General features: G+C 62.2%; 20 protein-coding genes and 1 tRNA gene. 9 read left to right on the top strand and 12 right to left on the bottom strand.

Annotated elements, in window-relative coordinates:
* Positions 1-60 precede the first annotated feature (60 nt).
* The gene (locus E5X88_RS05250) at positions 61-369 is read right to left on the bottom strand and encodes a BA14K family protein (protein ID WP_292158923.1); all 309 of its coding nucleotides are present in this window, start codon (positions 367-369) and stop codon (positions 61-63) included.
* A gap of 190 nt (positions 370-559) precedes the next feature.
* Complete coding sequence (locus E5X88_RS05245; protein WP_292158921.1) at positions 560-727, bottom strand: hypothetical protein; 168 nt, start codon at positions 725-727, stop codon at positions 560-562.
* A 159-nt stretch (positions 728-886) separates the two neighbouring features.
* On the opposite strand from E5X88_RS05245, the gene E5X88_RS05240 reads away from it, so the two are divergent.
* Positions 887-962 (top strand) — tRNA-Thr (locus tag E5X88_RS05240).
* A 398-nt stretch (positions 963-1,360) separates the two neighbouring features.
* On the opposite strand, the gene E5X88_RS05230 is transcribed toward E5X88_RS05240, so the two are convergent.
* Together E5X88_RS05230 and E5X88_RS05225 are read right to left on the bottom strand one after the other, a co-directional pair.
* Complete coding sequence (locus E5X88_RS05230) at positions 1,361-1,927, bottom strand: DUF2569 family protein (RefSeq protein WP_292158918.1); 567 nt, start codon at positions 1,925-1,927, stop codon at positions 1,361-1,363.
* Positions 1,928-2,058: 131 nt separating this feature from the next.
* The gene (locus E5X88_RS05225) at positions 2,059-2,673 is read right to left on the bottom strand and encodes a TetR/AcrR family transcriptional regulator (RefSeq protein ID WP_292158916.1); all 615 of its coding nucleotides are present in this window, start codon (positions 2,671-2,673) and stop codon (positions 2,059-2,061) included.
* A 91-nt stretch (positions 2,674-2,764) separates the two neighbouring features.
* On the opposite strand from E5X88_RS05225, the gene E5X88_RS05220 reads away from it, so the two are divergent.
* Genes E5X88_RS05220 through E5X88_RS05200 form a run of 5 tightly spaced genes read left to right on the top strand, consistent with a single transcriptional unit; the run spans position 2,765 to position 7,337 of the window.
* On the top strand, positions 2,765-3,856 hold the full coding sequence (locus tag E5X88_RS05220; RefSeq protein ID WP_292158913.1) for a spermidine/putrescine ABC transporter substrate-binding protein: 1,092 nt from the start codon (positions 2,765-2,767) through the stop codon (positions 3,854-3,856).
* A 13-nt stretch (positions 3,857-3,869) separates the two neighbouring features.
* Positions 3,870-4,715, top strand: coding sequence for an ABC transporter permease (locus E5X88_RS05215; protein ID WP_292158911.1), 846 nt, complete (start codon positions 3,870-3,872; stop codon positions 4,713-4,715).
* A gap of 16 nt (positions 4,716-4,731) precedes the next feature.
* Positions 4,732-5,514: an ABC transporter permease gene (locus E5X88_RS05210; protein WP_292158909.1), complete on the top strand. Its 783-nt coding sequence runs from the start codon at positions 4,732-4,734 to the stop codon at positions 5,512-5,514.
* The gene (locus E5X88_RS05205; protein ID WP_292158907.1) at positions 5,511-6,575 is read left to right on the top strand and encodes an ABC transporter ATP-binding protein; all 1,065 of its coding nucleotides are present in this window, start codon (positions 5,511-5,513) and stop codon (positions 6,573-6,575) included. Before E5X88_RS05210 ends, E5X88_RS05205 begins: the two co-directional genes overlap by 4 nt.
* 3 nt (positions 6,576-6,578) lie before the next feature.
* Positions 6,579-7,337 carry an MBL fold metallo-hydrolase gene (locus tag E5X88_RS05200; protein ID WP_292158905.1) on the top strand — a complete coding sequence of 253 codons (759 nt, stop codon included), beginning with the start codon at positions 6,579-6,581 and terminating at the stop codon, positions 7,335-7,337.
* Between the two features lie 25 nt (positions 7,338-7,362).
* Here the strand turns inward: E5X88_RS05200 and E5X88_RS05195 are convergent, their stop codons facing one another.
* The gene (locus E5X88_RS05195) at positions 7,363-7,512 is read right to left on the bottom strand and encodes a hypothetical protein (protein ID WP_162457874.1); all 150 of its coding nucleotides are present in this window, start codon (positions 7,510-7,512) and stop codon (positions 7,363-7,365) included.
* A 256-nt stretch (positions 7,513-7,768) separates the two neighbouring features.
* Between E5X88_RS05195 and E5X88_RS05190 the strand changes: the two genes are divergently transcribed.
* Positions 7,769-8,542, top strand: coding sequence for an NAD kinase (locus E5X88_RS05190; protein WP_292158901.1), 774 nt, complete (start codon positions 7,769-7,771; stop codon positions 8,540-8,542).
* Between the two features lie 191 nt (positions 8,543-8,733).
* The gene (locus E5X88_RS05185; RefSeq protein WP_292158899.1) at positions 8,734-10,338 is read left to right on the top strand and encodes a DEAD/DEAH box helicase; all 1,605 of its coding nucleotides are present in this window, start codon (positions 8,734-8,736) and stop codon (positions 10,336-10,338) included.
* A gap of 75 nt (positions 10,339-10,413) precedes the next feature.
* Here the strand turns inward: E5X88_RS05185 and E5X88_RS05180 are convergent, their stop codons facing one another.
* The 7 genes from E5X88_RS05180 to E5X88_RS05150 all read right to left on the bottom strand — a co-directional run bounded on the left by E5X88_RS05180 (position 10,414) and on the right by E5X88_RS05150 (position 18,677).
* Complete coding sequence (locus E5X88_RS05180; RefSeq protein ID WP_292158897.1) at positions 10,414-11,022, bottom strand: hypothetical protein; 609 nt, start codon at positions 11,020-11,022, stop codon at positions 10,414-10,416.
* 248 nt (positions 11,023-11,270) lie between these two features.
* Positions 11,271-11,921 (bottom strand): OmpA family protein, encoded by a 651-nt coding sequence (locus tag E5X88_RS05175; RefSeq protein ID WP_292158894.1) that lies wholly within the window; start codon positions 11,919-11,921, stop codon positions 11,271-11,273.
* A 179-nt stretch (positions 11,922-12,100) separates the two neighbouring features.
* Positions 12,101-12,469 (bottom strand): GFA family protein, encoded by a 369-nt coding sequence (locus E5X88_RS05170; RefSeq protein ID WP_292158892.1) that lies wholly within the window; start codon positions 12,467-12,469, stop codon positions 12,101-12,103.
* A 169-nt stretch (positions 12,470-12,638) separates the two neighbouring features.
* Entirely contained in the window at positions 12,639-13,025 is a 387-nt protein-coding gene (locus E5X88_RS05165; protein ID WP_292158890.1) for a hypothetical protein, read from the bottom strand.
* 444 nt (positions 13,026-13,469) lie between these two features.
* A protein-coding gene (prfB, locus tag E5X88_RS05160; RefSeq protein WP_292158888.1) for a peptide chain release factor 2 occupies positions 13,470-14,601 on the bottom strand; the annotation gives its coding sequence in 2 pieces (ribosomal slippage) (positions 13,470-14,534 and positions 14,536-14,601; 1,131 coding nt in all).
* Positions 14,602-14,743: 142 nt separating this feature from the next.
* Positions 14,744-17,200 carry a penicillin-binding protein 1A gene (locus tag E5X88_RS05155; RefSeq protein WP_292158886.1) on the bottom strand — a complete coding sequence of 819 codons (2,457 nt, stop codon included), beginning with the start codon at positions 17,198-17,200 and terminating at the stop codon, positions 14,744-14,746.
* A gap of 214 nt (positions 17,201-17,414) precedes the next feature.
* A complete protein-coding gene (locus E5X88_RS05150; RefSeq protein ID WP_292158884.1) occupies positions 17,415-18,677 on the bottom strand; it encodes an N-acetylmuramoyl-L-alanine amidase in 1,263 nt (420 codons plus the stop codon).
* 660 nt (positions 18,678-19,337) lie between these two features.
* On the opposite strand from E5X88_RS05150, the gene E5X88_RS05145 reads away from it, so the two are divergent.
* Positions 19,338-22,289 carry a ribonuclease E/G gene (locus tag E5X88_RS05145; RefSeq protein WP_292158882.1) on the top strand — a complete coding sequence of 984 codons (2,952 nt, stop codon included), beginning with the start codon at positions 19,338-19,340 and terminating at the stop codon, positions 22,287-22,289.
* Positions 22,290-22,335 lie beyond the last annotated feature (46 nt).

Below are 22,335 nucleotides of genomic sequence, written 5' to 3'. Positions count from 1 at the left end.
CAGACAAAGAAAAAGGGGCAGTGGGGTGCCCCTTTTTCCAGTTGCCTGAAACGGTTCTTCCTAGAGCCGGCAGTAGTGGCGATAGCCGTCGTAGCCGACATAGGTATCCGAATACGGATCGTAGCTCCGATAGCGCTCGAGGCAGCGCCGGACGTGCCACGAACCGCCATGTTCCTCGATGTAGACAGTGCGCGGCTGGGCAAGCGCAGTGCCAAGCAGGAAGCCGCCGACGCCGGCAGCGATGCCGATGCCAAGGTGCTTGTTGTGATGGTGCTTGTGATGGGCGGCCGAAGGCTGAACCGTGCCGGCCAGCATGGCGGCGGCTACAGTGGTGGCGATGAGGCCGGAAACGATGGTGCGCTTGAACATGATGATCTCCTTGCTGCGTTGAGAGAGGCGATCCATCCGCCTCTTGGCCATCAGTCGTTGCAGCAAGGAAAAAGGTTCGACGGCTTTTTGATTTTTTCAAAAGCGCAAAAGCGGCCGATCTAAACACGGGTTTGCAACCGCAATGACGACCGGCGAGGAGCGCCGGTCGGCAGCCCAACGGCGGCGGATCTCAGCCCATGCCGGTGATATGGCGCAGCCAGAAGGCGAGCGCGATGAAGCCGATGATGGTGGCGACGCCGGTCCAGTCGACATTGGCGCTCTTCACTTGCCTGATGAGCTTCACCAGGAGAATCCAGGCCACGACGACGACCAGGGCAATGACGACAAGTCTGATCATGAGACACCCTCGCCTAAGCGATTGCAGCTTCCGATCAATATAGGAAGCGAATTGGCCGTTTTCAGGATGCCGGCCCCTGCCGCTCCGGCGTGTTCGCCGGCAACCGAAAACAGAGTTTTGTCTTTACTGGCGCAACAAATATGCTAACCGGAGCGCCGTGCCCTTGTAGCTCAGCTGGTAGAGCAGCGGTTTTGTAAACCGAAGGTCGGCGGTTCGATTCCGTCCGGGGGCACCAGAACCATCGCGAGCCGGCCGGCATCTCCTCTCCTCGGGCATTTAATGCCATTCGATTAAAATTCTCCTGTGCATATTAGCAATCGCTCAATTTAGCGCGCTGACAATGTCTGTCCGGCGGGGGGCCAAACAACGGGTGGGTGTCATGCGAAGCGACTTTGCCGCAGCGCGCGAGCTTTTGGAGTGCGCCCAAAATCGGCTCTGCGGCAAGGACGAAACCAGCCAACGCGTCAGCGAGGCACTCGACTCCCTGATCGAAGAAATAGCCGTCGCGGAATTCCGCAAGGCACCATTGACGGTCGTTCCGTTTCCGCGTGCACGGCCACCCAGGCATGCTCGCTAAGCTGGGGCTTCAACCTTCTCCCGAGATAGGTTGATAAGGCAAACGCTTTCTCGCCTCTATGACGCGCTCGCGACCTGACCAGATGCGCCCACCTTGGTGAACGTGTTCCTCACCCTGACCGACTTGTAGACGTAGGCGACCCAAATCCCGGTCAGTATAAAAGAGACTACGGGCGCTATCAGCGCATTTCCCGCAAGCACCTGGCTCACCGGGATGCCAAGAACCGCTGAAACCCACACCGTGTTCAAGAGAAACACCACGGGTATTGCGAACCACTGGTACAGGAATAGCTGCTTGAAGCGGTAACTCCGCCGCAGCATTGCAACGAACACAACCACCTGGAACACCGCAAACGCCAGCAAGAGGGCAACCTCGCCGTAGACCGCCAAGGTGCCATTTGGGAGCGTCATGAGTTGCTGGTAGCCGTCACTCGACGAACCCAATGCGACGAGTGTGCGCAGCGGGGACAAAGCCTGACCGATTGCAAGCAGCATCAGCCAGCCTCCAAACCCCACAAGGCCCGCTGGATTCTGTGACGGCTTGATCGCAGACCGAACAGCGAAAAAGACAGGCACGCCAATCAGCAACAAAACCATTGCCCAGTGCCAGAACGAAAAATGCATTTACCCTTCCCCCCTTTTACATCTTTAGGATGTATCACCTTTTTATAGCAACTCAAGGGGGAATTCGCGCGGATCAATCCCTTTGATCGAGAATCCGTTCCTCCCGATTATTCCTGACAGGGTTACCCACTTCACACCGCAATCGCCGCCACCAGAATCCGGTTCTGCCGGCGTATCGCCGCGCGCAGTTCCGCGATCCTGGCTTCGTCGCGCTTCACGAACTCGATGAACATCATGTTCATGTTGTTGAACACCAATTCACCGAGCGCCTGCCAGTCGATATCGCAGCGCACCAGGCCGAGCGCCTGCAGCCGGGCGATCAGCGCGCGGATCTGCTCGGTCAGCGCCCGGTCGAGCGCGGTGTAGGCCTGGCCGAACGGACTGTCGGGCAGCTGCGTCGAGATCGCCATCGCCTGCCGCCACATCTCCTTGCTGAGATAGTGCAGCGAGTGTTCGATGTAGATACCGAGCAGCGTATCGAGCGCATCGCCGACATTGGCCGGCGGGTTGGCGACGACGTCCTGCCCGGCAATGAGCACTTCGTTGACCTCCATCGAAACGATGGCCCCGAGGATATCGCCCTTGTTCTGGTAGTAGTTGTAGATCGTGCCGACCGAGACCTCGGCCTGCGCGGCGATCGTCTCGATCTTGGCGCCTTCATAGCCGGCGTCGCGGAACAGCGCCGCCGCCGCCTCGATGATGCGACGGTGCCGATCCGCCTTTTGCCTTGCCCGCAATCCACTCATATCGGCTATTTGCCACAGAAACAGAATTGACTCAATTTTAGAATTGGTTCAATTTTTTCCCAGAAGCCAAAAAGGCAAGGGAGAACACTCGATGTCCATCAATATGAAGACCATGAATCCGCTTTCCGTCCTGAAGAGCCATCTCCGCGCCGCGTGTGCTGCGACAGCACTGCTGCTGGCGACGGGCAGTCTCGTTCAGGCTGCGGACCTCAACGCCCTGATCTGGTGCGATCACGCCGACCCTGCCCTGCTGCAGCCTTTCGAGGAGGCCAATGGCGTCAAGGTCAACGTCAAGGAATTCGAGGGCACCGGCGCCGGCATGGCGATCGTCGAACAGTCGCAGCCCGGCGACTGGGATGTGATGGTGATCGACAGCATCGACATACCGCGCGGCGTCGAAAAGGGCCTGTTCGAGCCGCTGCCGGAAGACAAACTGCCGCTGGCCGACCTCTTTCCCCAGGTGAAGATGGACAGCTCGACCGTCGTCGACGGCAAGCGCTATGGCATCACCGAAAAATTCGGCTACAACACGATCGGCTACAACAAGACCAAGGTCGATCCGGCCGACATGCAGTCGCTTGCCGCGCTGACCGGCGACAAATACAAAGGCAAGATCGCCATCTACGACTATTACCTGCCGGTCATCGGCATGGCCGCACTTGCGATCGGCAAGAAAACCGCCGAGTTGACCGAAGCCGACCTTCCCGCCATCAAGGACGAACTCTTGAAGATGAAGGCCAATGCCAAGCTGGTCGGCGAGGTGACCGCCAGCCAGACGGCGCTGGCGACCGGCGAGGTCGACATACTGGTCGGCGGCGGCGAATGGGTGACGGCCGGGCTGGCCAAGGAGAACCCTGCCCTGGACTTCTCGATTCCTAAAGAGGGCGCGGTGCTGTGGTCGCAGTCGCTGGCCATGTTCAAGGATTCAGAAAACAAGGACCTGGCGCTGAAGTTCATCCAGTACATCATGAGCCCCGAGGGTCAGGCGCGGCTTGCCACCTCGTCCTGCTATTGGGGGATGCCGGCGAACACCAAGGCGGCGCTGAGCGACGAGCAGAAGAAGATCCTGCGTTTCGACGAGCAGCCGGATTTCCTCGCCCGCGCCCAGTCCTATCCGGCGCCGAACGCCGATCTCGACAAGAAGATGCAGGACGTCTGGACCGAAATGCTGCAGGCGCAGTGACCGGTCGCCGGTCGTGAACCCTGCCACGAACAGCGGGCGTGCCCTGCCCTGGGCGCTGGTCACGCCGGCGCTCGGCTGGACGCTGCTGTTCTTCGTGCTGCCTTTCCTGGCCATGGGGTTTTCCAGCCTGACGGCGCATGACGGCGGCGGCTTCACCCTGTCCAACTACAGCCAGTTCTTCACCAATCCAGCCTACTGGCAGGCGATGGTGAACTCGCTGCAGGTCACCGCCATCGTCACCCTGGTCTCGGTGCTGCTCGCCTACCCCTTCGCCTGGATCCTGGCCGAACAGGTGCCGGAGCGCTGGCAGCGGCTGGCGCTGATGCTGGCGGTGCTGCCGTTCTGGACCTCCTACGTCGTGCGCTCCTATTCCTGGTTGCTGGTGCTGGCGCAGAACGGCGTGATCAACCGCGCGCTGACCGATTCCGGCCTGTTCACCGAACCGGTGCAACTCGCCAACACACGGCTGGCCACAATCACCGGCTTCGTGCATTTCTTCGTCATGCTTTTGACGCTGACGATCTTCGCCAACCTGAAGCAGCTAAGCCCGAGCTACCGCAAAGCCGCCGCCGATCTCGGGGCCGGGCCGGTGCGTACGTTCCTGCACGTCGTCCTGCCGCTGACCTTGCCCGGCATCATGGTCGGCGCCTTCCTCACCTTCGTGCTGTGCATCGGCGATTACATCACGCCGCAGATCCTGGGCGGCAACAACGAGCTCTTGATGCCACAACTGGTGATGATGCAGATCGGCCGGCGCGGCGATTTTCCGCTCGCCTCGGCGCTGTCGATCATCCTGATGGCGATCGTCACCATTGCCTATCTCAGCTGCGCCCGCTGGCTGAAGATCGAGCGGGCCTGAGATGCGCCCCTCTACTGTGGCCAAAGTCATCCGCATCGTCTCCGGTCTTTACGCCGTCGCCATCTATGGCTTCATCTTCCTGCCGGTGGGCGTGCTGGTGCTGTTTTCACTGCAGGCGACGTCGTTTCCGATCCCGCCCTTCACCGGGCCGTCGCTGCGCTGGTATGACGCCGTGCTCGCCGACACCCGGCTGACCTCGGCACTGGTCAATTCGCTTCTAGTGGCCGCCCTCTCCTCGGCTGTCGCCGTCACGCTCGGGTTCCTCTCCGCCTGGGGTTTCGCGCGGTTCACCTTGCCGGGCTCGGCCCTGCTGCGCGGACTGATCACCCTGCCCCTGACCGTGAGCTATCTCATCATCGGCATGGGGCTGCTGGTGCTGTTCAACTGGGCCGGCGTGCCGAAATCGCTGCTTGCCGCCGGCATCGGCCATGTGGTGATCAACCTGCCGCTCTGCTTTGCCATCATCTACAGCCAGATGGGCGACCACCAGATCAACATCGAGCGCGCCGCGCGCGACCTTGGCGCGCCGGAATGGAAGGTGCTGCTGCTGGTCACCGTGCCGGTGATGGCGCCGGCCATCTTCGCCGGTTTCTTCCTGTCGATGACCTTTTCCTGGGACGAGTTCGTGATTTCCTTCCTGCTGACGCGCTTCGACACGACGCTGCCGGTCGAGATCTGGAACCTGTTGCGTTCCGGCCTCAATCCCAAGACCAACGCTGTCGGCTCGCTGGTCTTCGCCGTCTCCATCGTGCTGGTGGTGTTTTTTGAGCTGATGCTGTTGCGGAGAAAGCCGGCATGACCGCACCCCTGGTCGATATCCGCGCGGTCTCGCACCGCTTCGGTCAGCAGACCGTGCTGAAGAACGTCTCCCTGCAGATCGAGCCGGGCAGCTACACCATCCTGCTCGGGCCGTCGGGCTCGGGCAAGACGACGCTTTTGTCCATTCTCGGCGGCTTCGTCACGCCGAGCGAAGGCAAGGTGCTGATCCGCGGTGAGGACTGCACCACAGTGCCGCCGGCGAAGCGGCCGACGACGACGGTGTTCCAGGATTATGCGCTGTTTCCGCATATGAGCGTCGGCGGCAATGTCGGCTTCGGCCTGCGCATGCAAGGCGTCGATGCCGCGACACGGGCCGCAAGGGCGCGTGAGGCGCTGGCGCTGGTCGGTCTGGCCGCCGCCTTCGACAAGAAGCCGCACCAGCTTTCCGGCGGCCAGCGACAGCGTGTGGCGCTGGCCCGCGCCCTTGTCGTCGAGCCGGCGGTGCTTTTGCTCGACGAACCGCTCGGCGCGCTCGATCTCAAATTGCGCCGGCAGATGCAGGACGAGTTGAAAGCGATCCAGAAGCGGGTCGGCACCGCCTTCATCCATGTCACCCATGACCAGGAAGAGGCGATGGCGCTGGCCGACCATTGCGTGGTGATGAATGACGGGCGCATCGAGGATGAGGGGCCGCCCGAGCGCGTCTATGCACGGCCGGCGACGCGCTTTTCCGCCACCTTCATGGGCGAAAGCACGCTGATATCGGGAGCGGTGACGGAGGCGAAGGACGGAACAATCACTGTCGCGACGCAGACCGGTTCGTTCTCCCTGCCCGGCACATTGCCGGCCGGGATGGCTGTCGCCCTCGCAGTCCGTCCGGAACATCTTGTCCTCGGTGCGGCCGGCGGCGCTATAAGGCTGGGCACGGCCAAGGTGAGCGACGTTGTGTTTCAAGGCAGCTTCAAGCGCGTGCTTGCTGCCTCCGAGAACGACCCGGCGCTGCACTTCATCGCCAGGGTCCCCGCCGCCGCGGTCGTCCAGCCGGGCGACATCGTTGCGGTTTCATGCGACGCTGGCGACGTCATCCTTCTGACGGGCTGAGCGATGGGCACGCTTCCGGTCATAGACGCTCCGAATTGGTATGAAACCATCCGCATGGGCGATGGCGTGACGCTGATCCACGAGCCGTGGATAAAGCCGTTCTTCCGCTGCAACATCTGGCATGTGCGCGGTCGCGACCGCGATCTCCTGTTCGACACCGGCCTCGGCCATTTCAGCTTGCGGCGCCATGTGCCGCTGGTGACCGAGCGAAAGCTCACCTGCGTGGCGAGCCATACGCATTTCGACCATATCGGCTGCCATCACGAATTTCCGGACCGTTGCGTGCACCCGGCCGAAGCGGAGATCCTCGCCGATCCGCGCAATGAATGGACGGTTGCCGACCGCTACGCAACCGACGCGATGTTCGACGGCATGCCGGAAGGCTGGGATGCAACGCGCTACCGGATCCTGCCGGCGCCGGCCGATCGTTTGCTCGAACAGGGCGACGTCGTCGATCTCGGCGACCGTGCCTTCGAGGTGATCCACACGCCGGGTCATTCGCCAGGCGGCATCGCGCTCTACGAGAAGAAGACCGGCATCCTGCTTTCCGGCGACATCGTCTATGACGGCCCACTGATCGACGACGTCTATCATTCAGTCGTCGACGACTATGTCGAAACGCTGTTAGGGATGCGCGAGCTCGATGTCGCGGTCGTGCATGGTGGCCACTTCCCGAGCTTCGGCAAGGTGCGCTACCGCCAGCTTATCGAGGAATATCTCGCGCAAAAGCGGCAGGCCGGCTGCCATCTTCAGGTGCGATAAGCCCCGGCTTCCTTATCGCGGGAATTCACAACGCCCGTTGCGGGCACGGCGTGCCCGCGGCATCGCCGCAACGTGAAGCCGTAGGCTGGGGTCTCAAACTCGTCTCCTCGGACTGGCGCACCAGTTGAGCAAAGGCAAGAGCAAAACTTCCCAGCATCAGGACAATGATGATCATGCGTGTTACCGGCAACAGATCGGTCCGACTGGCTAGCCCCCACGCCGCCCATCTCCTGCCGGCTAACATGATCGATCCGGCTTTACGAGAGTTTAACCTCAGTCTTAACCATCACATTCGCTTGTCACTCGACACGATACGCGAGCGCCTGGCCGGCGCTGTGTCGAGGGGCAGCACATGCCTCCCTTTGCAGATTTGCCCGCCCATGATAACCCGGCGCTGGCGCGGCCCAAGCAGCCGTCGTCATCGGGGAACCATGAACAAAGCCGCCAGCCGTTTCGCCTTCGTCTCGTCCGATACCGCCGACGCCAAGGCGGCGCTGCAGAGTCTGTCCACGCGCTATGGCCAGGCATCCATCGAGGATGCAGAGATCGTCGTCGCCCTCGGCGGCGACGGCTTCCTGTTGCAGACCTTGCGCGACACGATGAGCACGGGAAAAAAGGTCTACGGCATGAACCGTGGCACCATCGGCTTCCTGATGAACGAGTACCGCGCCGGCGGCCTGGCGGAGCGCATTGCCGCCGCGGCTGCCGAAACGATCCGTCCGCTCGAGATGCTGGCGGTGACGCATGAAGGCGAAACGGTCTCGGCGCTGGCGATCAACGAGGTTGCGCTGTGGCGCCAGTCCTACCAGACGGCCAAGATCCGCATCACCGTGGACGGGCAGGAGCGGCTGGAGGAATTGAACTGCGACGGCGTGATGATCGCGACGCCAGCCGGCTCGACCGCTTACAACCTGTCCGCGCACGGGCCGATCCTGCCGCTCGACGCGCCGCTGCTGGCGCTGACCCCGGTCAGTCCGTTCCGCCCGCGCCGCTGGCGCGGCGCGCTGCTCTCCAACAAGGCGACCGTTCGTTTCGACATTCTAGAGCCGGAAAAGCGGCCGGTGAACGCCGCCGCCGACCACACCGAGGTGAAGGCTGTAGCCTCGGTGACGGTGCGGGAATCGCCAACGGCGACGGCGACGCTGCTGTTCGATCCCAACCATTCGTGGAACGAGCGCATTCTCGCCGAACAGTTCCGCTATTGAGCCGGCGCAGCGACAGGCACCTGCATTAAGCATCGCGATTAAGGTTACGACTTCACAATCATGCCATTCCCCACCCGTTTCTGTTGACAAATCGTGGACTTGCGCCTACCTGCAATACCAATCTTGCAGGCGCGCGGCGCTTGCCGCGACTGCTTACGTTGCGCCCCCGAACCAGCCAAAGACCGCCAAACTTGTCCTCAGACACCCAGATCGCTCAAGAAGCGTTGACCTTCGCAGACCTCGGCCTGTCGCCGAAGGTCCTTTCCGCAGTTACCGATGCCGGCTACACCGAGCCGACGCCGATCCAGGCCGGCGCCATTCCGCATGCCTTGCTCGGCAAGGACGTGCTGGGCATCGCCCAGACCGGCACCGGCAAGACGGCCTCGTTCGTGCTGCCGATGCTCACCCGGCTTGAAAAGGGCCGGGCCCGTGCCCGTATGCCGCGTACGCTGATTCTTGAGCCGACGCGCGAGCTTGCCGCGCAGGTCGAGGAAAACTTCGTCAAATACGGCAAGAACCACAAGCTCAACATCGCGTTGTTGATTGGCGGCGTGTCCTTCGACGAGCAGGACAAGAAGCTGGAGCGCGGCGCCGACGTGCTGATCGCGACGCCCGGCCGCCTGCTCGATCACCGCGAGCGCGGGAAACTGTTGCTCAACGGCGTCGAGATCCTGGTTATCGACGAGGCCGACCGCATGCTCGACATGGGCTTTATTCCCGACATCGAGCGCATCTGCGAGATGATCCCGTTCACGAGGCAGACGCTGTTCTTCTCGGCGACGATGCCACCGGAGATCACCAAACTCACTGAGAAGTTCCTGCACGCGCCAGTGCGCGTAGAGGTTTCGAAGGCCGCGTCCGCCGCCACCAACATCATCCAGCGGCTGGTGAAATCCGGCTCGAAACCCTGGGACAAGCGCGAGACGCTGCGCAATCTGATAAAGGCCGAGGATGCGGAGCTGAAGAACGCCATCATCTTCTGCAACCGCAAGGTCGAAGTCTCCGAGCTTTTCCGCTCTCTGCTGAAGTATGATTTCGACGCCGGCGCGCTGCATGGCGACATGGACCAGCGCGCGCGCATGCAGATGCTGGCCAATTTCCGTGACGGCAAACTGCGCTACCTCGTTGCGTCGGACGTTGCCGCGCGCGGCCTCGACATCCCCGACGTCAGCCACGTCTTCAACTACGACGTGCCCATCCATGCCGAGGACTATGTCCACCGTATCGGCCGCACCGGCCGCGCCGGACGCTCGGGCAAATCCTTCACCATCGCGACCAAGTCCGACACGAAATACATCGACGCGATCGAACGGCTGATCGGCACCAAGATCGAGTGGCATGACGGCGATCTGTCGACGGTCGTCGCCAGCGAGGGTGCAGAGGACGATGCTCCCCGCCGTGGCCGCGGCGCCCCGCGCCGCGCCGGCCGCAAGGACGATGACCGCAAGGACAGGAGCGAACGCAAACCACGCGAACGCCACGCCAAGCAAAGCGAAGATGCAGCACCGGGTGTAGCGCGCGAGGAACAGCCAGTGGTGGCCGAGACCGCGGTCGCCGATATCGGCGAGCGGCGCGCGCGCAAGGAAGCGATCCGCTCGGAAAACACCGAGCGCCAGGCTTCGCCCGAACGCAAGGTTTCGCCCAATCGCAGCGAACAGCGTGCGCCGGAACGTGGCGACACCAGACCGCAGCGCGACGCCAATCGCCCTGCCCGCCAGCGTCAGGAAGACAATGACGCGACCGTCGGCTTCGGCGACGACATGCCTGCCTTCATGCGGATCGTCGCCAAGGTCTGATAAGTCAATCGAGGTTCGTGTGTCCAGGCACGCCGGCGCGCCCGGCGGGCGCGCTACGCTGCAACCGGATCACCGTTACATCGGTCCCGGCATCATCTTGGTCGGTTTCTCCAGCATCGGGAACTCGGCATTGCTGCATTCCACGTTCGGGTTCGTTGGGCTGAACATGCCGTTCGGGTTCTCCTTGAACAGCCACGCATGAAGATCGTAATGGACGAACTCTTTCGGGATAAGAGGATAGTGCCCCTCCATCGGTCCCTGGAAGGTTTGGCCAAGGAGCTTCGGAGGTTCCTTGGTGTCTGGCGTCAGAGGTACCAGCCATTCCACGGCCACCAAGCGCAAGCCTTCTTTGGTCGGTTCGTAGATCAACACGTTTGGACGCATCGGGTCGAGTTTCTGGCCGACGCTGGGGACATTGACGAAATGGATGCCCATGGCGCCCTTCGGGTAATCCATCGCGCCGGGAATTTTTTCTCCGGTGTAGTGGACGCAGCCAACGGTCGATAGATAGAGGTCGCGAATGGCGGCTGTATAGTCCTGATACTTGTCGAGCGATTTGCGCAAGGCATCGATGTCGGCCTTGTTGGCGTCCTCGGCCTGGGCCGTGGCCATGCCAAGCCAAGCGCCAATGACACCTGTCAGAACGAGGACGCCGCAACGCCCAAGGCGAGCTATTCTTGTCATGCATTCCTCCCAGATTTTCTGATCTGGCCGTGCAAGACCGAGGCGTCGAAGATATTGATTGCGCGGCCGGTTGTACCGCCTCATCCCCTTTGGAACGACGTCGATTCTATTCCTTTCTGCAGCTCCGGGAAAGCTGTTCGTTAGAGTTACCTAATACTCTAAAGGCGGTTGGATTGGACTGAAGGGCAAACATTCCATCCAACAAAAACGGCCCCGCGGGGCCGTTTTTACGTTTGGTGCCGAATTGCTCAGGTGAGCGGTGAAAGCTGGATCTCGACGCGACGGTTCTGGGCACGGCCGGCCGCCGACCCGTTGGAGGCGATCGGACGTGTTTCGCCGAAGCCGGTGACGGCGAAGCGGCGGGAATCGACGCCCTGCCCGGACAGATAGTTGGCGACCGCCAGCGCGCGGCGCTGCGACAGGTCGAAATTGTGTTCGTCGCCACCGGTCGAATCGGTGTGGCCGAACACGTCGACCGTGGTCTGCCGGAACTTGTTCAGCACAAGTGCGACCGAATTCAGCACCGGATAGAAGCCGGGCTTCACCGCGTCCTGGTCGACGTTGAAGGTGATGTCGGACGGCATGTTGAGGATGATCTGGTCGCCGGTGCGGGTGACGCTGACGCCGGTGCCCTGAAGCTGCCGGCGCAGTTCGGCCTCGTTCTGGTCCATATGGGCGCCGATGGCGCCGCCGGCGAGCGCGCCGACGCCTGCGCCGATCAGTGCATTACGGCGATCGTTGCCGCCAGCGAGCAGGCCGAGCCCCGCACCCGCCAGCGCGCCGAGGCCGGCGCCGGCCGCAGTGTTGGAAACCTTCTGCTCTCCGGTATACGGATCGGTGGTGGTGCAGGCGCTCACGAGTACAGCCGTCGCCACGACGACGAGCACAGTCTTTTTCATTCGGTAGTCCCTCTCCAAACCGCGGTCACGCCGACGGCGCGCCACATCAGCCCTTCCGGTTCCTTGTACCATGAAATGCGGCGAAAAGCGGAACGGGAAAAGCGGCTGGACAGGGCTTTTCCCAGTCAATTCCACGGCCGCCATATTGCGCGATTTTGATCGGCGACCAGAGATTAACGCTACCAGAGATTCTTGCCGTCGATGACGACGACCTCGACCTGGTCGAGGTCGAAATCATCGAACAGGCGCGAGTTCACGCTGATCTTCGGATTGCCGAAATCCGGCTTGCCGGTCGACCAGTCAGGCGTTTCGGTGAAGGTGCCGCAGCCACAGGTAGCGCAGAAACCGTGTTTGATCGTTTTCGATCCCCATCGGTAGAACGAGACATTCTTGAGCGGGCTGGTGAGCTTGAATTGTGAGGGTGTGTAATAAGCCCACAACGCGCCGCGCTTCGAGCAGAAGGAGCAGGTGCATTGCGTCACGGTTTGCGGCGCTTGCGAGACCTCGAATGTCGTCGCCCTGCAGTGGCAGCTTGCCTTTATGGTCATGAACGCCTTCCTTACGATTGCCCGCCCGCGCGGCAAGGCAACATAAAGAGACGCTTCTGACAACCGCCTGTCAGCAGACTCACTCGCCTGCGTCGGCTGATGCATGTCGTTAGCCCAAAACCGCTACGCGCCCTCGGGTTAAGCCCGAGGACGTGCTTTTGGGCATGCATCAAAACGACGACGGCGGCACGAACAGGCAGATGGTCTTTCCGTCATTGGCGCCGGCGACCGAGCACCAGTGATATTCGCCATCGGGCGAATTCTTGATCCGTGCATCGCTGTAGGCCACGACCTCCCCTGTACCCTTGATGACATAGCCCTCGGGGCGCTCGCTGATCGACGTCTGCGAGACCGCGCGGCAATCATAGCCCGAGCAACAGGAGAACGGGTAACTCCAGCCTTGCGGCTTCGCCGCGGTCGGCGTGGCGTCATGGGCCAAAGCGGGCGCTGCAAATGTGACGGTGGCGGCCGTCAGAGCCACCACTGCCATGATTGAATTCAGGAGGCGGCGCGCCGTCTGGACGGCTGAGGCCGGTCGGGTTGTGAGAGCAGGCATGGGCGCAGTTCCTATCAACGAGTTATCAAGCGTTTCGCTTGCCCGTTCCCGGAACGCATCTTCCCAGTGGCCGGATCGTCAGGTCGCAGATACGCCGCGTCCGGCCATAAATGCTTTTTTCCCCCAGCCGTCGGATGCTGGGCTGATTCCTTGGTTGGCGCAAGAAATTGCTGTGCAAACCGAGCGCCGACTTCTGCGGCAGGAACCAGCCTGCCGGGGTTGACGAGGTTGACCTCATCAACCCCGGCAGATGGGCTCGCAGACAACGAGATCAGCTCGCAGTGGTTCCGGGCCAAGCGCCCGGCAGGCCTGCCACAGCTAGCCCGGAGGTACAAATCATTCTCGAAAATTCGATGAAAAACAAAGCTATAAAGCGGTCGCTCAATTAGCGTGAGAGCCTGTTACTTAAGCGTGATGTTCCTGCTGCTTTGGTGCGTAGGCGCCTCAGTCGATGTCGGCAACCGCTTCGCCGGCGCCGCCCTCGATGCGCTGCGACAGCGAGGCCTCCATGAAATCGTCGAGGTCGCCGTCCAGCACGCTCGACGGACTTGTGCTCTCGACGCCAGTGCGCAGATCCTTCACCAGCTGATAGGGCTGCAGAACGTAGGAGCGGATCTGGTGACCCCAGCCGATATCGCTCTTGGACGCTTCGGTGGCGTTCGCCACCGCCTCGCGCTTCTTCAACTCTTCCTCGTAGAGCCGCGAGCGCAGCATCTCCCAGGCCTTCGCCTTGTTCTTGTGCTGGGAGCGCTCGGCCTGGCAGGCGACCGCGATGCCAGTGGCGAGATGGGTGATGCGGACCGCCGAATCGGTGGTGTTGACGTGCTGGCCGCCCGATCCGGACGAGCGATAGGTGTCGATGCGGACATCCGATTCGGAAACGTCGATCTCAATTGTATCGTCGATCACGGGATAGACCCAGACGCTGGCGAAGGACGTGTGGCGGCGCGCATTGCTGTCATAAGGCGAAATACGCACGAGACGGTGGACGCCGGATTCCGTCTTCAGCCAACCATAGGCGTTATGGCCCTTGATCAGCAGCGTGGCGGACTTGATGCCGGCTTCTTCGCCGTCATGCACTTCCAGCACCTCGACCTTGAAGCGGCGCCGCTCGGCCCAACGCGTGTACATGCGCAGAAGCATCGAGGCCCAGTCCTGGCTTTCGGTGCCGCCGGCGCCGGCATGGACTTCGAGATAGGTGTCGTTGGCGTCCGCCTCGCCCGAAAGCAGCGTCTCGATCTGGCGGGCCTTTGCCTCGCCGCGCATCGAGCGGATCGCCGCTTCCGCCTCGGCGACGACGCTCTCGTCGCCTTCTTCCTCGCCAAGCTCGATCAGGCCGATATTGTCTTCCAGCGCCTGGGTGAGGCCTTTGACCGCGGCGATGCCTTCCTCGAGGCCCTGGCGCTCACGCATCAGCTTCTGCGCCTCCAGCGGTTCGTTCCAGAGGCTCGAATCCTCGGCACGCACATTCAGGTATTCAAGCCGCTTTATGGCCTGATCCCAGTCAAAGATGCCTCCTCAGCAGGGTTATCGCCTGCCTGATTTCGTCGACAATGTTCTGCGTTTCCGCGCGCATGGCTGGCTGTTCTGTCCCGTGCTGAAATGGTGCCCCATGACTGAAATAGCGCTTGGGGTTGGCGCGATACATAGGGACGGCACCGCCGCCTGTAAAGCGAAATGGGCCGGCTCGAAAGCCGGCCAGGAATACCTATCCTATCTCAATACAAGCCGCCGCCGCCAGACTGGATGGCTTGGTTGGCCTGTGGCGACAGCGCGCCCCCGGCGGCGTTGGAGCCGTCCGCACCCATGCCGATCACCCAGTAGCTGTCGGCGGGGCCGGTACCCGGCTTGAAGGCTTCGATAAAGGCGCTGGCGTCGTCCGGGTTGGCCCGCATGCCGGTCTTGCGATTGATGGCGATCAGCTTCATGCCTTCGGGAACCTGGAAATCGATATTGGGCGTGCCGTCCAGCGCCACCCGCATGAAGTCCTTGAAGATCGGCGCTGCGAGGCCGCCGCCGGTCGCGCCTTTGCCAAGACCTTTCGGCTGATCATAGCCCATATAGAGGCCGACAACGAGATTGGGCGTGTAGCCGATGAACCAGGTATCCTTCTCGTCGTTTGTCGTTCCGGTCTTGCCGGCGATGTGGCGACCGAGTTCAGCGACGGTGGCGCCGGTGCCGCGCTCAACGACGCCCTCCATCATTGAGGTGATCTGATAGGCGGTCATCGGATCGAGCACCTGCTCGGAATTGTCGACCAGTTCCGGCTCAGGCTGATTCTGCCATTCGGCCGCGTTGCAATTTTCGCAGCCGCGTTCGTCCTGCTTGAACACCGTCTTGCCGTAGCGATCCTGGATGCGGTCGATCAGCGTCGGCTTGATCGACTTGCCGCCGTTGGCCATGATCGAATAGGCTGACACCATGCGCATCACCGTGGTCTCGCCCGACCCCAGCGCCATCGGCAGATATGGCGCCAGGCGATCGTAGACGCCGAAGCGCTCTGCATATTCCGCAACCAGCTTCATGCCCATGTCGTTGGCAAGGCGCACCGTCATCAGATTGCGCGACCTCTCGATGCCGGACCGCAAGGTCGCCGGGCCTGCTGTCCTTCCATCGTAGTTCTTCGGCGTCCAGGTGGTGTTGCCGCTCTTGATGGTGATCGGGCCGTCCATGATCACCGAAGCCGGCGTATAGCCATTGTCGAGGGCGGCCGCATAGACGATCGGCTTGAACGACGAACCCGGCTGCCGCATGGCCTGCGTGGCACGGTTGAATTCGGACTGCGCGTAGGAGAACCCGCCGACCATGGCCAGAACGCGCCCGGTATGGGGATCCATGGCGATCAAGCCGCCTTCCACTTCGGGGGCCTGGCGCAGGGTATAGGCCCCGTCCGTACCCTCTTTCTTCTGCACGAAGATGACGTCGCCCGGCTTCAGCACCTCCGCCGGCGACTTGGCCTTGACGGTCTTGCCGTCGACCACATGACGCATGGCGAAGCTCATGTCCTCCCGGCTGACGGTGCCTTCGATGCGATCCTTGACGAGTTCGCCCGAAATCTGCCGGGTCGGCCGAAGGCCGATGGTCAGGCCGCTCGCCGAGCTGTCGAGCACGACGGCGAGCGACCATTCGGGCACGTCGTCCAGTCCCTTGACGTCGCTCAAAGGCACGCCCCAGTCGCCCGACACGTTGATGGTCGTTACCGGCCCCCGATAGCCGCGCAGCGTATCGAATTTCATCAGGCCGTTCTGCATGGCTTTGCGGGCGATGAGCTGCATCTTGGGATCGAGCGTCGTACGGACGGACAGGCCGCCCTCGTAGAGCGCATTCTCGCCGTAGCGCGCGCTGATCTGGCGTCGCACCTCCTCGGTGAAGTATTCGCCGGCGAAAAGATAGGTGCCGGAGCGGCGTGGCTTGACGCCGAGCGGCTCGGCCTTGGCCTTCGCGCCTTCCTCCTGCGTGACGTAGCCATTGTCGACCATCTGCTCGATGACCCAATTACGGCGGTCGATGGCGCGGTCGGCATATTTGAAGGGATGATAATTGGAGGGCCCCTTCGGCAAGGCCGCCAGATAGGCCGCCTCCGACACGGTGAGCTCGTTCACTGCCTTGTCGAAATAGGTGAGTGCCGCGCCGGCGACACCGTAGGCGCCAAGCCCGAAGAAAATCTCGTTAAGGTAGAGCTCGAGAATGCGGTCCTTCGAATAGGCCTGCTCGATGCGGAAGGCGAGGATCATCTCCTTGATCTTGCGCTCGTAGGTCTGGTCCGAGGACAACAGGAAGTTTTTCGCCACCTGCTGGGTGATCGTCGAGGCGCCGACCTGGCGCTTGCCCGAGCCGAAATTCTGCAGATTGACCATGATTGCGCGGCCAAGGCCGGAAATATCGATGCCGGGGTGATTGTAGAAATTCTTGTCCTCGGCAGACAGGAAGGCCGCCTTGACGCGATCCGGCACCGCCTGGATCGGCAAATAGAGGCGCCGCTCGCGCGCGTATTCGGCCATCAGCGCACCGTCGGATGCATGAATGCGGGTCGTCACCGGCGGCTCATACTTGGCGAGGACCTCGTAGTCGGGCAGATCCTTCGACAAATGGCCAACATAGATCGCCACGCCCGCCGCGACCAAAAGGGCCAGCGCGGTGCCGACGCCGAAGAAATAGCCAATGAGACGAATCATGCCCGCTCCAGTCCTTGGTTCGGGAGTCTCCTAAAGGAAGCCGCCTTTCGCGCAAGCTTTCCAGACAATCCCGACCGGTAATCGAAAACCCATGTCGCCACCATGTGGGCAAAATACGGCAGCATGGGATTTCGGCCTCGAATGGCGGAAATAAAAGTACAAGGTGTTGTCGCCGTGCAACCCCTGCCTGTGGTCGTGGGCAACGGCGGGCATCTCAGCCTCCGGCTCCTGCTCCGGCCCTGGCTGAGGCGAACAGGGCGATGGCATCCGTTATACTCTGGGCTGCCTTGCTGCGCCAATCGGCGCTGAGCAACTGCGCCTCGTCCTTGGCGTTCGACAGATAGCCGAGTTCGACCAGCACGGATGGGACATCCGGCGCCTTCAACACCTTGAAGCTGGCCGAACGCTGTGGATTGTTGATGAGGCCGACGCTGGTGGAGAGCTGGCCGACCAAAGTGTGGGCGAAACTCATCGAGAAACTGTGCGTCTCGCGGCGGATCAGGTCGATCAGGATGTCGGTCACTTCCTTGTTGTCGTCCTTGATTTCCATGCCGGCGAATTGGTCGGAAAGGTTTTCACGGTCGGCCAGCGCCTGCGCTTCGGGATCGGAAGCCCTGTCGGAGACCGTATAGACGGTTGCGCCGCGGACGCCCTTGACCCTGATCGTGTCGGCGTGGATCGAAATGAGCAGATCGGCCTCGTGCTGGCGGGCAATGCGCACACGGTCGTCCAGCCGCAGGAATTGGTCGGTCTCGCGCGTCATGAACACGTCGTATTTGCTGGCTGCGGCAAGCCTGTCGCGCAGTTCTTTGGCGAAGGCGAGCGTGACGTCCTTCTCGACCGTGCCGTTCAGGCCCTCGGCGCCGCCGTCGATGCCGCCATGGCCTGGATCGATGACGACGGTGAAGCGATGGCCTGGATTGGAGATCGGCCCGGTACCGACCCTGCCGCCCTTGTCGGAGGAGACCGTCGAGCCGGTGGTCAGCGCCTGATTGGCAAGGGCGGCGTCGAATTCCCGCGCGGATGCCGCCGACATGTCAATGGCGATACGATAGCCGCTGCCGTCATCGTTCTTGAGCACGTCGAGCCTATCGACGGCAAACGGGCCCTTGCCGGTCAGGATCAGCCGCGATACCCCCTCGCCGAGATCGCCGTAACGCACGCCCCTGACGAGGCCGCGCGCCTTCACATCCTTGGCATTGATGGCGAACTTCGTGCTTGGCAGGTCGACGACCAGACGGTGGGGGCCGCGCAGCAGGAACCATCGGACGTCCGGCTCGCGGTTGAAATTCATGACAATGCGCATCTTGGTGGCATCGCCCGCCATCTTGTAACCCGTCGCGGCGAGCGGCGCTTCGGCAGCAAGGGAAACCGGCGGAAAAGCCAGACAAATGACAGCCAGCAAGAGCAGACAAGCAGCGTGGAAGAAAGCACCTCCGGCACGACCACCCTTGTCTGTGAAGGCTGCCAGTCCCATTTCTTTCCAGTCGCTCCGGTTTGGCGCCATGCGCCCAGTCTGTTTGTCGGAGTGTCGGCGTCTTGCCGAAGTGGCCGCGAACTCGATTAACGATTGGTATCCAGAGAAGGTTAACCAAGCCTTTTCATGCAAGGGTTAAAGCTGTGCTGCCGTTGCGGAACTGCTTTTTGCCGGCATCGGAATCGGGGTTGCCTTCCAACCCGCCAAATCATAAAAGCGATGGTGGATCACTGCAATCCTGGAACCGTCCTTCTCCGCAGCCTCCTGCTACAGGTCAGATGAACGACGGATCCTTTCGCCCCAGGCGAAAAAGGTATCAGGTGATCGCGACGAATTTCGCAGATGCGAGCCCGTGGCGGGGGAGTCGCCTGCGTGAGGAAAACGGCCGGGATTGTCCCGCGCCGGCTCTGTACGAGCAAACAAGCTGGTCCGGTTTTCCCGGGCTTTGGTTCAAAAAGGTTCTGCTGGTTACGATGGCTTCAAGCGCAATCATGGAAAGGTCCGCAGCAAACCGCGCCATTATGGCTGCGGGCGGCACCGCCATGACGCTCAGGCAGCGGCCGGCGGACATTCAGATGTCCGGCACCCATGTTCATCCGCAGCGGCGGGCCTTGCCCCGCAAGCTGCGCCCGATGACGGTTGCCGGAGGGAAACGAAATAATGCCCAACAAGATGCTGATAGACGCCTCCCACCCGGAGGAAACGCGTGTTGTCGTCGTTCGCGGTAACCGTATTGAAGAATTCGACTTTGAATCCCAGGACAAGAAGCAGCTCAAAGGAAATATCTACCTCGCCCGTGTAACCCGCGTCGAACCCTCCCTTCAGGCAGCCTTTGTCGAATATGGCGGCAACCGTCACGGTTTTCTCGCCTTCAGTGAAATTCATCCCGACTACTACCAGATTCCGGTCGCCGACCGTCAGGCGCTGCTGCGCGCGGAAGCGCAGGAAGCTGAAGATGAGGACGACGAGGACGGCGAAGGCGACGACCGCCAGAGCCGCGATCGCGGCCGGCGCGGACGCCGGCGCGGCGGCAAGAGCCGCGATCGAGGCGAGCACAAGCGCGATGCAGGTGCGGCCGATTCTGCCGAATCCGATGAGGGCGGCGAACACAACGAGAACGGCGAGGACGCGATCACGGAGAGCTTCAATGCCGTTTCCGAAAATGCGGACATTGTATCCCAGGCTTCGGAACGTCGCGAAGACGTCGCCAGCCATGAGGATGTTGCCAGCAACGAAGAGACTGGCAGCGGCGAGACTGATAACGATGAGACTGATAGCGATCAGACTGGGCCTTCAGAAGGCGGACCCAATTCGATCGCCGCCAGCATCGATGCGGATGTGATTTCCGAAACAGTGCCGCAGGCGGAGCCGGCTGGCGACGCCGCGTCCACCGACAATGATCGCGGCATGCTGGAAGAGGTGCCGTCTTCGCATTCCGACGACCATGAGGTCGAATCGGTCGGCGCCGAGGATGCGCTGGAAGAAGCGCGCAACCGCCGCAAGCCGATGCGCCGCCAATACAAGATCCAGGAAGTGATCAAGCGCCGGCAGATCCTTCTGGTGCAGGTCGTGAAGGAAGAGCGCGGCAACAAGGGCGCGGCGATCACCACCTACCTGTCGCTTGCCGGCCGCTATTCGGTGCTGATGCCGAACACGGCGCGCGGCGGCGGCATTTCGCGCAAGATCACCAACGCACAGGACCGCAAGCGGCTGAAGGAGGTCGTCGCCGATCTCGAAGTGCCGCAGGGCATGGGCGTCATCCTGCGCACGGCCGGCGAGAGCCGCACCAAGGCCGAGATCAAGCGCGACTACGAATATCTGATGCGGCTTTGGGAAAACGTCCGCAATCTGACGCTGCAGTCCACGGCCCCTGCCCTGGTCTACGAGGAAGGCAGCCTGATCAAGCGCTCGGTGCGCGACCTCTACAACAAGGACATCGACGAGATCCTGGTCTCCGGCGACGAGGGCTATCGCGAGGCCAAGGACTTCATGCGCATGCTGATGCCGAGCCACGCCAAGGTCGTGCAGCCGTTCCGCGACACGACACCGATCTTCGTGCGCAACGGCATCGAGGCGCAGCTCGACCGCATGCTGCAGCCGCAGGTGACGCTGAAGAGCGGCGGCTACATCATCATCAACCAGACCGAAGCGCTGGTCGCCATCGACGTCAATTCGGGCCGCTCCACCAAGGAGCACTCGATCGAGGACACGGCACTCCACACCAATCTGGAAGCGGCCGAGGAAGTCGCACGTCAGCTTCGGCTGCGCGATCTCGCCGGCCTGATCGTCATCGACTTCATCGACATGGAGGAGAACCGCAACAACCGCTCCGTCGAGAAGCGGTTGAAGGATCACCTCAAGAACGATCGCGCCCGCATCCAGGTCGGCCGCATCTCGCATTTCGGCCTGATGGAGATGTCGCGCCAACGCATCCGCGCCAGCGTGCTGGAATCGACGATGAAGCCTTGCCCGCATTGCGGCGGCACCGGCCATGTGCGGTCTGATTCGTCTGTCGCGCTGATGGTGGTGCGGGCGATCGAGGAATTCCTGCTCAAGGATTCGCGCAGCCACATCACGGTGCGGACGCCGGCGGCGACCGCGCTCTACGTGCTCAACCACAAGCGTGGCACGCTGGTGGAGCTCGAAAGCCGCTTCGGCCTGACCATCACCGTCGAAGCCGACGACACCGTCGGCGCCCAGCATTATGCGATCTTCCGCGGCGCGCTGGCGGAAAAGCCGGAAGGCTTTGTCGAGGTGCGCACCTTACCCGCCTATGTCGAGCCGGAAGAGCCCGCCGACGAAATCGTCATCGAGGAGGAGGAGGACGAGGCTGTTGCACCGGCGGAGCAACCGCGCCACGCTCAACAGCCGCAGCAGCCAAGGCTCGGCGAGGATGGCGAAGGCCGCGACCGCAAGCGCCGCAAGCGCCGCAGACGGCGTGGCGGCAAGGATCGCGACCGTGAGCACGGCGCGCCCGTGGAAGGTGCTTATGTCTCGGCGGCAGCGGATGGCGTTGCCGAAGCTGTGAGTGATCAAGACACCGGAGCAGACCACGAGGCGCAGGTCGGCGTCACTGAGGCGGTCGAAACGTCGGATGACGGTCAGGGCAAGAAGCGCCGGCGCGGCAAGCGCGGCGGCAAGCGCAATCGCCGTGAAGACGGCGACGGCGTGGTCGATGCCGGCACGGCCGAGTCGATCGATGCTTCCGAGAGCGAAGTCCTGGAGGGCGTAGCCATCGCCAGCGAGGCGGAGGTGGCAGCAACGCCGGTCGAAGAGCCTGCGGCCCTTGCCCCGGCCAATGATGACACGCCGAGCGTCGAGAAGCCGAAGAAGCCGCGTCGCGCCGCCAAGCCGAAGAAGGCCGCGGCGGACGTCGTCGCCGAGGCGCCGGTTGCCGAGCCGGAAGCCTCTGCAGAGCCTCCCGCACCTGTTTCGGAGGAAACAGCCGCGGCCGCCGTCGAAAAAACGCCGAAGGTCCGCCCGTCGCGACGCAAGCCTGTGCCGGTAGATGCTCCGGTTGTGCCGATCGTGTCGTCGACTGTTGTCGACGAGGCAAAGACCGAGGACAAGCCGAAGCGTGCCGGCTGGTGGCAGAAGAAGGGCTTTTTCTAAACTTTTCAGTTGATTAGCCTGATCTCCTGATAAAAAGAATCCCGCG

Source organism: Mesorhizobium sp., from assembly GCF_004962245.1.
In the GTDB taxonomy this organism is placed as follows: Bacteria; Pseudomonadota; Alphaproteobacteria; order Rhizobiales; family Rhizobiaceae; genus Mesorhizobium.
Note: the sequence above shows the minus strand (reverse complement) of the source record. Positions and strands in the feature narration are given on the sequence as shown.